Annotated in this window: 11 protein-coding genes; 10 read left to right on the top strand and 1 reads right to left on the bottom strand. The window is 36.8% G+C overall.

The window, feature by feature from the left end; translation table 11 throughout:
- Positions 1 to 23: 23 nt before the first annotated feature.
- Genes mazG through PERMA_RS06740 form a run of 10 tightly spaced genes read left to right on the top strand, consistent with a single transcriptional unit; the run spans position 24 to position 14016 of the window.
- Complete coding sequence (gene mazG, locus PERMA_RS06785; protein ID WP_012676016.1) at positions 24 to 809, top strand: nucleoside triphosphate pyrophosphohydrolase; 786 nt, start codon at positions 24 to 26, stop codon at positions 807 to 809.
- Positions 763 to 1650, top strand: coding sequence for an MBL fold metallo-hydrolase (locus PERMA_RS06780; RefSeq protein ID WP_015898990.1), 888 nt, complete (start codon positions 763 to 765; stop codon positions 1648 to 1650). The genes mazG and PERMA_RS06780 overlap by 47 nt, the downstream gene beginning before the upstream one ends.
- 29 nt (positions 1651 to 1679) lie before the next feature.
- The gene (locus tag PERMA_RS06775) at positions 1680 to 2183 is read left to right on the top strand and encodes a hypothetical protein (RefSeq protein ID WP_012676211.1); all 504 of its coding nucleotides are present in this window, start codon (positions 1680 to 1682) and stop codon (positions 2181 to 2183) included.
- The gene (locus tag PERMA_RS06770; RefSeq protein ID WP_012675367.1) at positions 2184 to 3431 is read left to right on the top strand and encodes a PelD GGDEF domain-containing protein; all 1248 of its coding nucleotides are present in this window, start codon (positions 2184 to 2186) and stop codon (positions 3429 to 3431) included.
- 2 nt (positions 3432 to 3433) lie between these two features.
- Positions 3434 to 4420: a tetratricopeptide repeat protein gene (locus PERMA_RS06765; RefSeq protein WP_012676499.1), complete on the top strand. Its 987-nt coding sequence runs from the start codon at positions 3434 to 3436 to the stop codon at positions 4418 to 4420.
- Complete coding sequence (gene pelF, locus PERMA_RS06760; RefSeq protein WP_012675647.1) at positions 4420 to 5952, top strand: GT4 family glycosyltransferase PelF; 1533 nt, start codon at positions 4420 to 4422, stop codon at positions 5950 to 5952. Before PERMA_RS06765 ends, pelF begins: the two co-directional genes overlap by 1 nt.
- A complete protein-coding gene (gene pelG, locus PERMA_RS06755; RefSeq protein WP_015899024.1) occupies positions 5928 to 7301 on the top strand; it encodes an exopolysaccharide Pel transporter PelG in 1374 nt (457 codons plus the stop codon). The genes pelF and pelG overlap by 25 nt, the downstream gene beginning before the upstream one ends.
- Positions 7279 to 9981, top strand: a complete 2703-nt coding sequence (locus tag PERMA_RS06750; RefSeq protein WP_012675801.1) for a bifunctional glycoside hydrolase/polysaccharide deacetylase family protein — start codon at positions 7279 to 7281, stop codon at positions 9979 to 9981. The genes pelG and PERMA_RS06750 overlap by 23 nt, the downstream gene beginning before the upstream one ends.
- The gene (locus PERMA_RS06745) at positions 9962 to 11053 is read left to right on the top strand and encodes a tetratricopeptide repeat protein (protein ID WP_041530906.1); all 1092 of its coding nucleotides are present in this window, start codon (positions 9962 to 9964) and stop codon (positions 11051 to 11053) included. Before PERMA_RS06750 ends, PERMA_RS06745 begins: the two co-directional genes overlap by 20 nt.
- Positions 11050 to 14016 (top strand): tetratricopeptide repeat protein, encoded by a 2967-nt coding sequence (locus tag PERMA_RS06740; RefSeq protein WP_012675857.1) that lies wholly within the window; start codon positions 11050 to 11052, stop codon positions 14014 to 14016. The genes PERMA_RS06745 and PERMA_RS06740 overlap by 4 nt, the downstream gene beginning before the upstream one ends.
- Here PERMA_RS06740 and PERMA_RS06735 read toward each other — a convergent pair.
- On the bottom strand, positions 14013 to 14957 hold the full coding sequence (locus PERMA_RS06735) for an NAD-dependent epimerase/dehydratase family protein (protein WP_012676482.1): 945 nt from the start codon (positions 14955 to 14957) through the stop codon (positions 14013 to 14015). The genes PERMA_RS06740 and PERMA_RS06735 overlap by 4 nt on opposite strands.
- Positions 14958 to 14982: the final 25 nt, after the last annotated feature.

Genomic DNA, 14982 nt, shown 5'->3' with positions numbered 1-14982 from the left:
TTTTATCATTAAGGGAGGTCTGTATGGAAAAAACGGAATGTAGAGAAGAGGGTAGAAGATTTCAGGAAGTTGTTGATATTGTTAAAAGGCTGAGAAGGGAATGTCCATGGGACAGGGAACAGACAAACCAGTCCATAAAGAACAATCTTATAGAGGAGGCTTATGAGCTTTTTGAGGCTATAGAGTCTGATGATGATAAGGCTATGGTTGAGGAGCTTGGTGATCTTTTACTACAGGTTGTTTTCCATTCACAGATAAAAAAGGATGAAGGAAGCTTTGATATAAATGATGTTCTTGAAAATCTGAAGGAAAAGCTTATAAGAAGACATCCACATGTATTCGGGGATGTGGAGTACTCACAGCTTGAAGGTGAGGATCATCTAAAAAAATGGGAGGCTATAAAGGAAAAGGAAAAGGAAAGAGAGTCCATACTTGAGGGGATACCTAAGAGAATGCCCGCATTGATGAGAGCTGTTAAGGTACAGAAAAGAATGGCAAAGGTTGGTTTTGACTGGGAAAACCCTGAGGATGTATGGGAAAAGGTTATGGAAGAACTTAATGAACTTAAAAATGCAAAAACGGATAAGGAAAGAGAGCATGAGATAGGTGATCTTCTGATAGCGGTTACAAATCTTGCAAGGGTGTATGGGATAGATCCTGAACAGGCTTTACACCACTCTATAGACAGAACAGTCAACAGATTTCAGTATATTGAGAAAAAAGCAAAAGAGAAAAACAAAGAGTTAAAGGAGATGAAACTGGATGATATGGAACAACTTTGGCAGGAAGCAAAAAGCAAAGGATTATAAATTACACAGGAACTTTATACTTGACGAGAACTCCCTTCTTTACAGGGAGATAAGATACGCTATAGCACACGGTTACGACTTTATAGCGAACTTAGGCCATTCAACATTTCTTATATCTTACAAAGGGATAAGATTTTTGACGGATCCTTTTTTGAGTCCCCATATATTCGGAATAAGGAGGCAGAAGCCAGCATTAAGACCTGATCTTATACCATCAGTTGATTTTATTCTTATATCCCACGCACATTACGATCACCTTGATATGAGAACACTGAGGAGACTTAAAAGGGATACAACACTTATTATCCCAGAAAATACAAAACCTGTTTTAGGTAGAACATACTTTAAAAAGATCATAGAGCTGAAAAGATACGAGATATTTAATAACGGAAGTGTGACGATAACAGCCCTTCCGGTAAAACATAACAAAGGAAGATCCCTTCTATTTCCAAACACGGATACAGTGAGCTACATGATAAAGATTGAAGACAGAACATACTATTTTGCAGGAGATACAGCATACTTTGATGGATTTAAAGAGTACGGCAGGGTTTTTGATATTCATACAGCACTTCTTCCGATAGGAGGATACGAGCCGACACTTCTCCTTCACAAGATCCATATGAATCCCTGGGAGGCAATACAGGCTTTTATTGATCTTAAAGCTGAGTTTATAGTTCCCATTCATTATGGAACTTTCCACACAATCCCGAAATTCGTAAAGGTTGAGGCACCATTGAGACATTTTACTGATGAGATAAAGAACAGGAAGTTACAGCATAGAGCAATCATAGTTGAGCCAAATGCGATTGACTTATGTATAACAGAAAAAGTAAATTAATGGGATAATCAAGAAGAGGGGTGGTAAATTTGAAAAAGTGGTTCCTATTATTACTATCCGTTGTAATACTAAGCTGTTCTTCCGTTTACAATGTCCAGAAAAAAAATATAAACAGAGATGAAAGTATTGTTATACTTCCCTTTGAGAATTTCACAGAGGTTCCACTTGCAGGCCAGAAAGCATCAGGTATTGCTGAAGGTGTATTTGTATCAAAAGGGTTCAATATATCCGAAAGATTTTATAACAACAAGTATGAAGATTATTCAGATCAGGAGATAAAAGATCTTTTAAAGAAAGCATCCTCAAAAAATATAAAGTATGCGGTAACCGGTTATGTTAATGAATGGAGGTACAAGACAGGTATTGATGGTGAACCTGCTGTAAGTATAACACTCAAGATTATAGAGACAGAAACGGGAAAAACAGTCTGGACAGCAGTGGGATCAAAAACAGGATGGGGTTACGAATCTGTAGGAACTGTTGCACAGAAGCTTATAAATGAGATGATAGATGGACTGAGAAAAAATAAATAGATGGAAAGAAAAAGATTTAAGATACTCGTTGAAAGCTTAACACTCTCAATCCTTTTTGTTCTTTTTGGTTTTGTGTGGAATAATGATGACCCTCTTTTCTTAAATATCGGGGGAAATATAACCTACTACATATTTGTGATCATTCTTTTAACCCTTTACTACGGTCTTTTATCAGGTATAGTATCTATGTTCGTTTTTGGAATATCAGCATTTTTTCTGTATGAGCAGTTTCCCTACGAGACATTTTTCTGGTATCTACTTATAACATTTGTTTTAGGAGAGTTTTTCCAGTACTGGAACAGGAGAAAAGAGAGGCTTGAGGAAGAGAACAGCTTTCTTAAGGAAAAGATTGAGGAGCTGGGAAGAAATTTTTTTATGCTGAAAATATCACATGACCAGATAGAGAAGAATTATGTTCTGAAACCTCTCAGTATAAGATCCGTTTTAAGGGATATAAGGATGATGATACTGAATAAGGAGGTGGATCTTTTTAAAAATTTTTTAATGCTTATATCAAGATTTACCAATATTGATGGAGGAGCCCTATATATAAATGAAGACAACGGATTCAAAAAGGTAGCCCAGATAGGGAAAGGAGCAGAGCTTAACAGAGATGATCCACTTGTTAAACAGGCATTTATTGATAAAACATCAACATATCTGGCTGTAAACAGACTGGAAGGGGATGTAAAATCCGAGTATCTGGCTGTTGTTCCAGCTGTTGATATAAATGGAAATATTAACGGACTCCTTCTCATAACCGATATGCCTTTTTTAAGCCTTAATAAGGACAATCTTCTCACGATAAACGTTTTTCTCACATATCTTTTTGATGAGTACAATCTCGCAAAAGGTCTTGAAGAAACAGTTGTTAAATTCCCAAATATACATCTTTCATTTATAAAGGAGCTGAGAAAGCTTATACATCTAAAGAGCAAGTTTGGTATTGAGAGCAGTATAGTTGTTTTCTTTATGTTAAAACAGGACTTTCTTGATGCAGCATTTACAGAGATAGAGAGAGGCTTAAGAGGATTTGATATCTCAACAAGATGCAGTGAGGTTGAGAAGGAAAAGCTTATAATTCTTCTCCCTTTTACAGGTGATGTTGCAGCTGTTGAGTTTGTTAACAGGATAAAGGAAAAGATAGAGGATATATTCGGTGAAGAGGTAGAAGGTAAAATAAAAAGCAGAATACTTACCGTTGAAAATGATCTTGAGCAGACACTTACAAAAGTTAAAGAGCTGTGATCATGGAAGGAAAAATTACGCCTGTTTCAATCCTGCTTGAGCTTTTGGCTGTAGGATTTTTAATGCTCGGTAATACATATAACATCTTTCTTTTCCTTATCTTTCATACTGTAGCATCAGTACTGTTATCGGTTGTGGTATGGACATTTTTCCCAAAAAGGTATAAAAAACCTTTCCCGTTAAGTATCATAGTGATATTCATTATTATGTTTTCAACGCCTGTTCTAAGCTATATTGCCGTTCTATTCTCACTTATTATCTTCAGAAAACAGAAGAAACTGCCAGTTCTTCCCCTTGAGACCGTTCCTGTTTTCCAGCTTATAGAAGAAAAGATACAGGTAAGAAAAAGAAAGTTTGGAGAGTCTTCAGTGAGAGAGTTTGTCCTCAGAAAAAATCTCCCTTCATCCTTGAGATTAAAAGCATTTTTATTTCTCACAGAGGTGAAATCACCTGAAAGTGTCAGGCTTTTAAGGTATGGACTTTCAGATGAGAATGATGAGATAAGACTTTTATCCTTCAGTGTTCTTGATAAGATAGAGAAAAGACTGAGCGAACAGATACACAACAACCTTGAAAAGCTGAAAAAAGCAAAGGATGAAAAGGAAAAGGGGATCATATACAGAGAGCTTTCAAAGCTTTACTGGGAGATAATATATATTGGTATGGCTGATAAGGAGATAACAGACTTTTATCTGAATGAGTCAGAAAGATACGCATTAAAAGCAAAAGATATAATAAAAAATGATCCTTATATTGATCTTCTCCTTGGAAGGATATATCTCCTTAAAGGAAGACTTGATGACTCATATATATACCTTACTAAAGCTCTTGACTCAAACATTCCGGAGTTTAAAGTTGCCCCCTACCTTGCGGAGATATTTTTCAGAAACAGGGAGTACAGCAGGATAAAAGAGTTTATAAAAAAACATCCCTACCTGAAGTACGACCCATCATTCTATCCTGTAGCGGTTTTATGGGAGGAAGGCTGATGGGTTTTTATCTGAAAAAGTCCGATGATGTGGAGATCTTGATACTTGCTGAGGGAACGTTTCCCTATGTGAAAGGTGGTGTTTCAACATGGATATACCAGCTTATAACAGGTCTTCCTGAGATAAGCTTCGGTGTTGTTTTTTTAGGGAGCAGACCTGAGGATTACGGAGATATAAAGTATGATCTCCCCGACAATCTAAAACATTTAGAGGTTCACTACCTTTTTGGGAGTGATGAAAAACCTTCTGTGAAGAAAACAAGGATAAAAAAGGAGGATTTTTTATACATAAAAAAGCTTCACAGATGGTTCAAAAGCAGATCTCAAACGGATCTTCCTGAGTACATAAAGGATCTTGATTTTTATACAGAAAAGGTAACGATAGAAAAATTCCTTTACAGTGAGGAAGCGTGGAGATTTATACTGAGCAAGTACTACAGATTTTCACCTGATCAGTCATTTATAGACTACTTCTGGACTATAAGAAATATACACACTCCTATCTGGGTTGTTGCGAGACTTGCTAAAAGGATAAAAAATTACAGGGTTATACACTCACCTTCAACAGGATACGCAGGCTTTTTAGGAGCCTTAATGCATTTTGATACAGGAAAACCTTTTATACTTACTGAACACGGGATATACACAAGGGAGAGGAAGATAGACCTTTTAAATGCTGACTGGATAGAGGATAAAAGAACGATTCTACAGAAGGAGATAGGTGAGATAGACTACCTCAGAAAGGTATGGGTCAGCTTTTTTGAGGGTCTTGGTAAGATGATATACACAGCATCAGATCCTATAATATCTCTTTTTGATAGAGCAAGGGATATACAGATATCTTATGGAGCCCCACCTGAAAAAACAAAGATCATACCTAACGGTGTTGACATTCATAGACTCGGCGATCTGGTGAAGAAAAGATCAGAGGATATACCACCTGTTATAACACTTATAGGAAGGGTTGTTCCCATTAAAGATATAAAAACATTTATAAAGGCTATCCGTATAGTTGCAAACCACATACCAGATATAGAGGGATGGATAGTAGGTCCTGAGGATGAGGATCCGGACTATGCAAGGGAATGCCGTTTTCTTGTGGAAACACTCGGTTTAAAAAATAATATAAAGTTTTTAGGATTTCAGAAGATAGATGATATCCTGCCTAAAACAGGTATAGTTACACTCACATCTATAAGTGAGGGTATGCCCCTTGTTGTGATAGAAGGTTTTGCTGCAGGAGTTCCTGCTGTTACAACGGATGTAGGTTCATGCAGACAGCTCATATACGGAGGGATAGATGAGGAGGACAAAAAACTTGGAAAGGCAGGTGAGGTTGTCCCAATAGCAAACCCATCTAAACTGGCAGAAGCCTACATCAGTATACTCTCAGATAAAAAAATCTGGTATCAGTACCAAAGGACAGCTCTGGAAAGGGTTAAAAGATACTACTCTATGGAAAAGTTTTTAAACAGCTACAGGAATACTTATATGGAGGCTCTCTCAAAGTGGCAGGAATCGGTTTTGAGCTGAGAAAGATCCTGGAAAAAGGGGACATTCTATCCCTTCTAAAAGCATACGGATACTCTGCTGTGATCAGCTCAGGACCATGGATAATATCCATCATAAGTATCGTTGTTTCAGGATATATAAGCTATCCCTTCATAAAAAATAAACATGACCTTATGGCTTTTATGGTAAGTATCACATACCTTCTTGCACTCAGTCTTATATTTACAGGATTTTTCCAGTTTTACTTTTCAAGGTATATCGCTGACAGGCTTTTTGAAAAAAGGTTTGAAAAGGTTCTTCCAAACATTATGGGTATGCTTTTACTCGTCCTCACCACAGCATTTTTATTTATATCCCCAGCCTTCTTTATATTTAAAGATCAGGGAGCCCTTTACAGCGTTACATTTGTTTTTACATTCCTCGTACTATCTGGAGTCTGGATACTGAATATAGTTCTTACAGCTTTAAAGAACTACAGATTTATAGTTTTTTCATTTTTTATCGCCTATACATTTACAATAAGCTCAGTACTTGTTCTGAGTATAGCAGGATCAGGTCTTGACGGTCTCCTCATATCATTTATGGGTGGACAGATAATACTGTTTTTCCTCTTACTTGGACTTATCATATACAGCTTTGAGTCTGACAAACTTGTTGAGTTTGATTTTTTAGACAGAAAAAAGATATACCCGTCCCTTATCTTTACAGGATTTTTCTACAACCTCGGCATATGGGTAGACAAGTTTATATTCTGGTTTCATCCTGACACAGGAGAGAAGGTTATAGGTGTGCTGAGAAACTCAATACTTTACGATCTGCCTATATTCCTTGCATATCTTGCTATCGTTCCGGGAATGGCGGTTTTTCTCCTCAGACTTGAGACGGAGTTTGCAGAGAAGTACGACAGCTATTATGATGCCGTTAGAGGTGGTGCAACATTTGATGCTATAAAGAAAAGACATATTGAGATGATTGATACAGCGAGAACATCCCTTTTTGAGGTTTTCAGGATTCAGACGATAGTCATTCTTATCATCTTTCTTTTCAGTGAGCCTATTTTCAGAATTTTAAATTTCCCCGTTTTTTATATACCTCTATTTCATATAGATCTTGTGGGAACAGGTCTCCAGCTTTTCTTCATGTCATTACTTGCTATATCCTTCTATCTTGATAAAAGGAAAGCTGTTCTTATGCTGACATTCCTTTTCTTTGTTCTAAATATGGTCTTTACATTTATATCCATTGAGATGGGAATAATGTTTTTCGGGTATGGCTTTGCCCTTTCATTACTTGTCTCCTCTGTTGTTGCTCTCTATATGCTCAGAAAAGATTTTGAGAGGTTGAATTATGAGACATTCATGCTTCAGTAAGATACTTCTGATACTTGTTTTATTTATAAATGCTTTTGGGAATGAAAAAACAGCTGTATGTTTTTACTACGATCACAGCCCACCTGAGGAGATGTTCTATCTGTGTGATTATCTTGTTGTTGACCCATCCCACAACATAGAGAAAAAAGGTCACTCAAAACTTTTAGCCTACGTATCACTGGAAGAAGGTGAAAGCTACAGGGATTACTTTAAGGACATTAAAGATGAGTGGGTAATAGGGAAAAACATACACTGGAAAACTGTTATACTGGATCTCAGGAATGAAGAATACCAGAAATTCCTTATAAAAAGGGTTTTCAACAGACTAAAGGATTACGACGGTTTCTTCCTTGATACACTGGACTCATACCAGATCGCTTTAAAGGATAAAAGATCAAAGGCTGAGTATCAGGATGCTCTTGTAGGTTTCATCAAGAGGCTAAAAAATCTATACCCTGACAAAGAGATAATAATAAACAGAGGCTTTGAGATAGTAAAAAGGGTTGAGGATACAGTTGATGCTGTTGCTGTTGAATCTCTTTTTTATGGACTTGATCCTGGGAGTATGGATTACAGACCTGTCCCTGAAAAAGACAGGAGATGGATTCTGGAAAAGCTCAGCTCAATCAAACTCCCTGTTATTGTTATAGATTACCTTCCACCGAAGGAGAAGAAAAAAGCTCTTGAGATCTCAAAAAAAATACAGGAGAAAGGGTTTATACCCTGGATAATAGACAAGGATCTGAAAACATTTGGAACATCATACTTCCAGTTTATACCGAGAAAGGTACTGATACTTTACGACGGAAAAGCTGTAAAAAAGGAGTACTCAGCAGCCCACAGACTCGGTTCTCTTGTTTTTGAGTATCTCGGTTATATCCCTGTTCTGTGGGATATAAACAGGGGACTTCCTGATGGATATACAGTTGACAGGTATGCGGGGATTGTTGTGTGGCTACAGTCCCAGACCGTTGAAAACTATCAGGATTTTTACAGATGGGTAAGGAAAAAGATAGATGAGGGAAACAGACTTGTTTTTGTTGAGAGTTTTGGTTTTCCACTTGAAGAAAAGTATCTCAGACCTTTAGGGATAGATATTTTCAAAAACAGATCAGGTATGTTTGATAACGAAAAGATCATATATAAGGAAGACATCTTTGATTTTGAGGCAGAACTCTCCTTAGAGTACTCTGATCTGCTTTTATATCCTGAGAAAGGAAGACCTTTAATAAAAGTAGAAAACAGTAAAGGTCAGATTTACTCCCCAGCATCAATCACACCGTGGGGAGGTTATATATTAAACGGTGCATTTTTGAAAACAGATATAGAAGACCTCTGGGTTGTAAACCCATTTAAATTCTTTAAGAAAGCTTTAAGACTGAGAGATATACCTGCACCTGACACAACTACTGAGAACGGCAGAAGGATCCTTTTTGTTCATATTGACGGCGATGGCTTTATGGAAAGAACAGAGTGGGAAAGGGAAAAATTTGCATCTGAGATCATAAAGGAAAAGATAATAAAAATCTTCAGGATACCCCACACAGTATCAGTTATAGAAGGGGAGATAGCACCTTACGGACTTTATCCTGATCTATCCCATAAACTTGAAGATATAGCAAGACAGATTTTCAGGCTTGATAATGTTGAGGCTGCAAGTCATTCCTTTTCCCATCCATTTAAATGGGAAAAACTTTACGATGGTAAACAGAACAGAGACTACTCATTGCCTATAAAAAACTACACATTTGATCTAAAAAGGGAGATCATCGGATCTGTTGATTATATAAACAGGAGACTTCTCCCTGAAAACAAAAAAGTAAAGGTGTTCCAGTGGACGGGAGACTGTATGCCACCTGCTGAAGCTGTCAGATTAACCTATGAAGCAGGTCTTCTGAATATAAACGGAGGAGATACAAAAGCTACAAAAAAAGAACCATACCTTGTTTATGTATCTCCAATGGGAATTGATAAGGATGGTTACTTTCAGGTCTATTCTGCCATGCAGAATGAAAATATATACACAGATGAGTGGAAAGGTCCATTTTACGGATACCAGAATGTTATACAGACATTTGAGCTGACTGAAAAACCAAGGAGACTCAAACCTATAAATATCTATTACCATTTTTATTCAGGATCAAAGATAGCATCATTAAAAGCCTTACAGAAGGTTTACAGGTATGCTCTTTCACAGGAGGTCACACCTTTATACACATCTGAATGGATAAAAAGAGTTCTTGATTTCAGGAAGATAGCTTTAGGTTTTGATGGTAAAAACTGGATAGTTTCAGGGGATGGTGATCTGAGAACATTAAGATTTGACAGACCTGTTGATATAAACATAAAAGAAAGCTCAGGTGTTGTTGGATACAGGAAGGAAAAAAACAGAACATACATCCATCTTGATGGATCCGGAAGGTATCTTATATCGGAAGGAAAGCCTGAATTTCCGTACATAAGGGATTTTAACGGGATAGTAAAAGGTTTCATAAAAGATAAGAAAAAAATGAAGATAACACTTAAGAGCTATATACCTGCAGAGCTTACAGTTTACAAACCGGAAAGCTGTGATCTCAGAATAAAAAACAGAGATGATTACATTGTTGAGAGAGATGGTTATTTCAGATACATATTCACAGAAAAGGGAGAGATAATAATTGAGGGAGACTGTAGATAAAAGATTTAGAAATAAAAGACTGATCTCTGATTTAGAGCTTGCAGGACTTTTTGTAACAGTTCTGACAGTTCTGTTCCTTCTCTTTCCTAAGGAGAAACTGATGCAGTATGCAAAACCGGAAAACTACAACCTTCTATCAAAGGAAAATATATTCCTGAGTATAAAATATCTGGAAGAGATAATAAAAAACTATCCTGAGTATGCTGATCTGAAGATGCTACTGATAAAAAAGTATATACAGGTAGGAGATCTTAAAAAAGCTGATATTCTGCTTAGTGATTATATAAAACAGAAGGGATACAGCCAGACTGTTGTCATCCTGAAGTTTGATATAATGAAGTTTGAGGCTTTCTCCTATCCTGAAAATTCAACAGAACGTAAAAGAAAACTTGAGGAATTAAGGAAATTTCTGAGGGAAAATATCAAGTTCATAAAGAACAGATCATACCTTGAGTATCTCTTCAGGGAAGCTGTAGCTCTTAATGATCCAGTATCTGCAAGGGAGATAGCTTATATGCTGTCTGTCTCTAAGGTGAAGGATCAGTCATTTTACCTTGAAAAACTTTTACAGCTCTCCATAGCAACAGAGGATTACAGAAAGGCTGTTCTCGCATTAAAAAAGCTTATAAGTATAAAACCTGAAAAGTCAGCCTATTATATGGAAAAACTTGCAGAGATAGAGTTTCATATAGGCAGATACTTAGATGCTTTAAAACATTACGAGATACTCATAAGAGTAGAGAAAAACTACAGGAAAAAGCTTGATTACGTGGAGAAGGCAGCCAGAATATCCATCTTCATGAAAAGATACAGGAAGGCATCATACCTTTATCTGAAAGGTATGAAAATAGCAAAAACATACAGAGAAAAAAATATATACTTCAGAAAAGCATTAAAAACTCTCCAGTCAGGGAATATGGTAAAAGAGGCGACAAAACTGATAAGAAGATACGGATTCAGGTTTATAAAGGATAAGAAAACCGCAAAACTGATGATAAAGATAGCCCTTCAGGCAGATGATGCTGAGCTTGCAAGAAAGCTCTCACTATCCGTATTAGAGGAAATGAGATGAGAAGGTATATCTGTTTTTTACTCTCAGGACTGCTAACATCTGCATACAGCTATGATCTGGAAACACTGTACAGAAAATATATGGAAACAAAGGATGAGATCTTTTACAGGGAGTTTATGAAAAAGGCAGAAACAGTTTTTGGAGGTAAGAAAACTGAAAAATACAGAGACAAAATATCCTATCTCGGCTACTTACTGGAGAGATACAGGGAAACGGGAGATGACAGATACTACAGAGAGTTTATCTCATTTTTCCATAAAAATTTAGAGCTTTCGGAGAAAAAAGAGAGATTTGTTTACAGAGGGGAGGATAAGGAACTTTTAAAGCTTATACTGGAAACATTCTTAGCAACAAACGATCTTGAGAACGGATACATAGCCTCAAAGATAGGAAAAGAGAGATTTCCAGAAGATATATTCTTCTTAAAAAGCTACGCAGATATATCACTCTGGCTTGGAAGATACGATGATGCTGTTAAAGGATACTCTGAACTTTATCTGCTTACAGGAAAGGATGAGTACAGGGATAAAGCTTTAAAACTTTCTTTAGCTTTTAAAAAGTACGATACAGCACTGAAAATACTTGAGGATGATATAAGGAATGGGGATTACACACACTGGAGAGAGATAGTATCCATCTATGAAAATCTTGGAGAACCGGAAAAGGCTAAAGATGTTCTAAATACCGTTTACAGTCTGACAGGAAACAGAGAGGCATTAAAAAAACTTATATACCTTGATATAGAGACAGGTGATATCAGATCTGCAGTTGAAAGGATAGAAAGACTTGATCAGATATCAGTTTCAGATGCCATTGAGTTCTCAAGGGTATTTTACGCTGTTAGAGAGTACAGAAAAAGTCTTGAGATACTGAAAAAGGTTATAGGCAAGGCTGATTTTAATAATAAAGAGTACTGGGAGACACTTTCAGATCTTGCATGGGGGATGAAGGATTATGAAACAGGATTTTTCGCCTCATCGGTTCTTTACTACACAAGAAAAGCCCGTAAGATAGATTATGAGAGAATGATCTTACACACACTTTACAGAAAAAGATTTAAGGATCTTGCTGATATATCTTACTCAGGATGGTTAAGATACAGACAGACCCAGTTTTATTACTACTACCTTTATGCCCTTGATAATCTTAAGGATTACAGCAGAATACTTATATCCATCAGATATCTCTCACCTTACGAGCTTAACACACTTAAGAAAGAGGAGTTTTTCTGGTTTTACTATATAAAGGCTGTTCTGAAAAAAGGTGATAAAAAAAGAGCTGTTGAGGTATACAGAGAAGCTCTCACCTATATTCCGGATTCAGAGAGCCTTATAGCTGGATACCTCTGGTTTTTAATTGATCTTAAAAAATATAAAGAACTAAAAAAGGCTTTAAAAAAATGGAAGAATATCTCTTTCAGCTCTGAAGATCTGATGCTTGTTTACGCATCCGGATACAGTTTACTTCAGAACTCATCAAAAGCACTGCCTTACATCAGAAAGCTCTACAAAAAAAACAAAAACAACCCGGAAATCCTCTCAGCTTATGCTGACATACTTGAGATATCAGGAAAAACAGAAGAAGCCCAACACTACAGGTATAGAGCATGGAAGCTGTTAAAGAAAAAATCCAGAGATCTTAATAGTAAAGCTTTCAGAACGTATCTATATCTTTCCCTTTATTTTGAGCCTGCAGAGAAGATCTCATATCTCCTGAAAAAAGCGGAAGGTATCCTCTCTTACGATGAGATAAAAGAGATAAGGATAATTTACCACCTTATGAGAAGAAACTACAAAACAGCGGAATACCTATTAAGAAGATACAGAGATCCAGAACCGTGGATGAGGCTGAGCATAGCTCTGAACAGTTATGATCTTTACAGACAGAAGGAGATAACTGAAAGATACGAAGAAAGCCTACCTGTAAGGGATCTTGTTGAGGCACTGAAGAATACGGGAAGTATTGATCTTTCTGAGAGCTATGCCTTTGAGAATCTTAGAAAAAACCCTGATGATAACTACCTTTACAGACAGTTGAGGGATCTTGTTCAGGAGTATGAAGATCTGCTCAGTATATCAACAGAGTACTCTATCAGAAGGGATATATCTCAGCTTGGTGTTTTAAACAGTCTCAGGCTAAAGATTGATAAAGGCTACAGTCTGTACGCCGGTTTCAATTACTACAATCTTCTGAAAAATAATTCAGAGGACATTATAAATCTACCTTCATCTTTTTATTCAGTGTATGCAGGTATTGGGAGAAAAAAGTCAAGGTACAGCTATAAATTAATACTTTCACAGATTAAAAAACTTAAAGAGTTCACAGGTTTTCTTTTTGAGTATAGAACCTACCTGAAAGACAGGTTTTCTCTAAAGTTTACAGCTGAAAAAAATCAGACAGGTCAGGAAACGTTATACCTCTACTACGGAGGGATGAAAGACAGCATAAGATCAACGATCTATTACAACCTCACATCAAGAATATCATCTGATATCTCTGCTGAGTTTAGCAGGTACAGATCACAGGACGGTAAAAATCTCGGTAAAGGATATATCTTCTCATTTGAAGGTTTCAGAAAGATCAGAGCAGGATATCCGGATTACACAGTATACACATTCCTGAGGAAAGGGAATTTCTCAGAAAAAGATGAAAAGGGAATCATAAAAAGTATATCCGTTTACGAAAATCCTCTGGTTCTTCCTGAAAGCTACATTGAGGCAGGAGCAGGCTTTTCATTTGGACTTGAACATAAAAATATATACACAGGCGTATGGAGACCTTACTTTGATACAGCATTTTTCCTGAACAGCGTTACAGGAACAGGTTTCAGTTTTGAGGCTGGAGCAGGTGGAAGTTTGATAAATCAGGATCATCTATCAGTAGGTATATCTTTTTATAAAGGCGTTCAGGGAACAACTGACAGTATTCTAAGAATGAATATTAACTACTTTTTACTTTTTTAGGTCTTAACCCCTTCAGAAAAAAGCAGTTTTTCAAGACCTTCCTTAAGTGAGTATTCGGGACTGAATCCCAATGACTTTATCTTTGATATATCAGCCTGAGAATGCTTAATATCTCCCTTTCTTTCTTTCTCAAATCTTACAGGAGGCAGATCTCCCACAATCTCTTTAAGAATATCAAGTATCTCCAGTAGGGATATTGAGCTTCCTGTTCCTAAATTAAAAACCTCTCCAGAGGAGTCTCTACTTTCAGAGAGTAATATTAACGCTTTCACAACATCCTTTACATAGATAAAATCCCTTGTCTGCTTTCCATCTCCATATATTACAATCTCAGTATCCTCACCATTTTTATACCTTTTTATCCTGTCAATAAATATTGATATAACACCTGAGTAAGGAGACGAAGGATCCTGCCTCTCTCCAAAAACATTAAAAAATCTGACTGCTGTAGAATCAAGCCCGTAAAGTCTGAAAGCGTTTACAACATACCTTTCAGATGCATACTTATCAACAGCATAAGGTGTGAGAGGTTTTACAGGCATATCCTCTCTTTTTGGGAGCTCTAGAAGATCACCGTAAACAGCAGCAGATGAGGCGAAGACAAACCTGTTTACCTTACCAATTGAACTCTCTAAAAGATAAAGGGTGGCATCAAAGTTTGTCCTGTGTGTTTCCTCTGGAAGTTCAACAGATTTTGCAACTGAGGCAACAGCAGCAAGGTGAAAGACCTTATCAAAACTGTAAAAACTGAAAAGCTCTTTAACAAAACCTTTTTCAGATATATCACCTTCTATGAATATAACCTTATCACTGCACGGCAGATTCTCAATCTTTCCTGTTGATAGATTATCAACAACAATAACAGTCTGGTCTTTTTTTATAAGCTCCTCAACAAGATGTGAACCGATAAAACCTGCACCACCTGTAACAAGAACAGCCAATCAGATCCCCTTTTCACTGTTTTAA

It is taken from the genome of Persephonella marina EX-H1 (genome assembly GCF_000021565.1).
Taxonomy (GTDB): Bacteria; Aquificota; Aquificia; order Aquificales; family Hydrogenothermaceae; genus Persephonella; species Persephonella marina.
The sequence above is the reverse complement of the archived record's forward strand: the minus strand, read 5'-3'. Positions and strand labels throughout refer to the sequence as shown.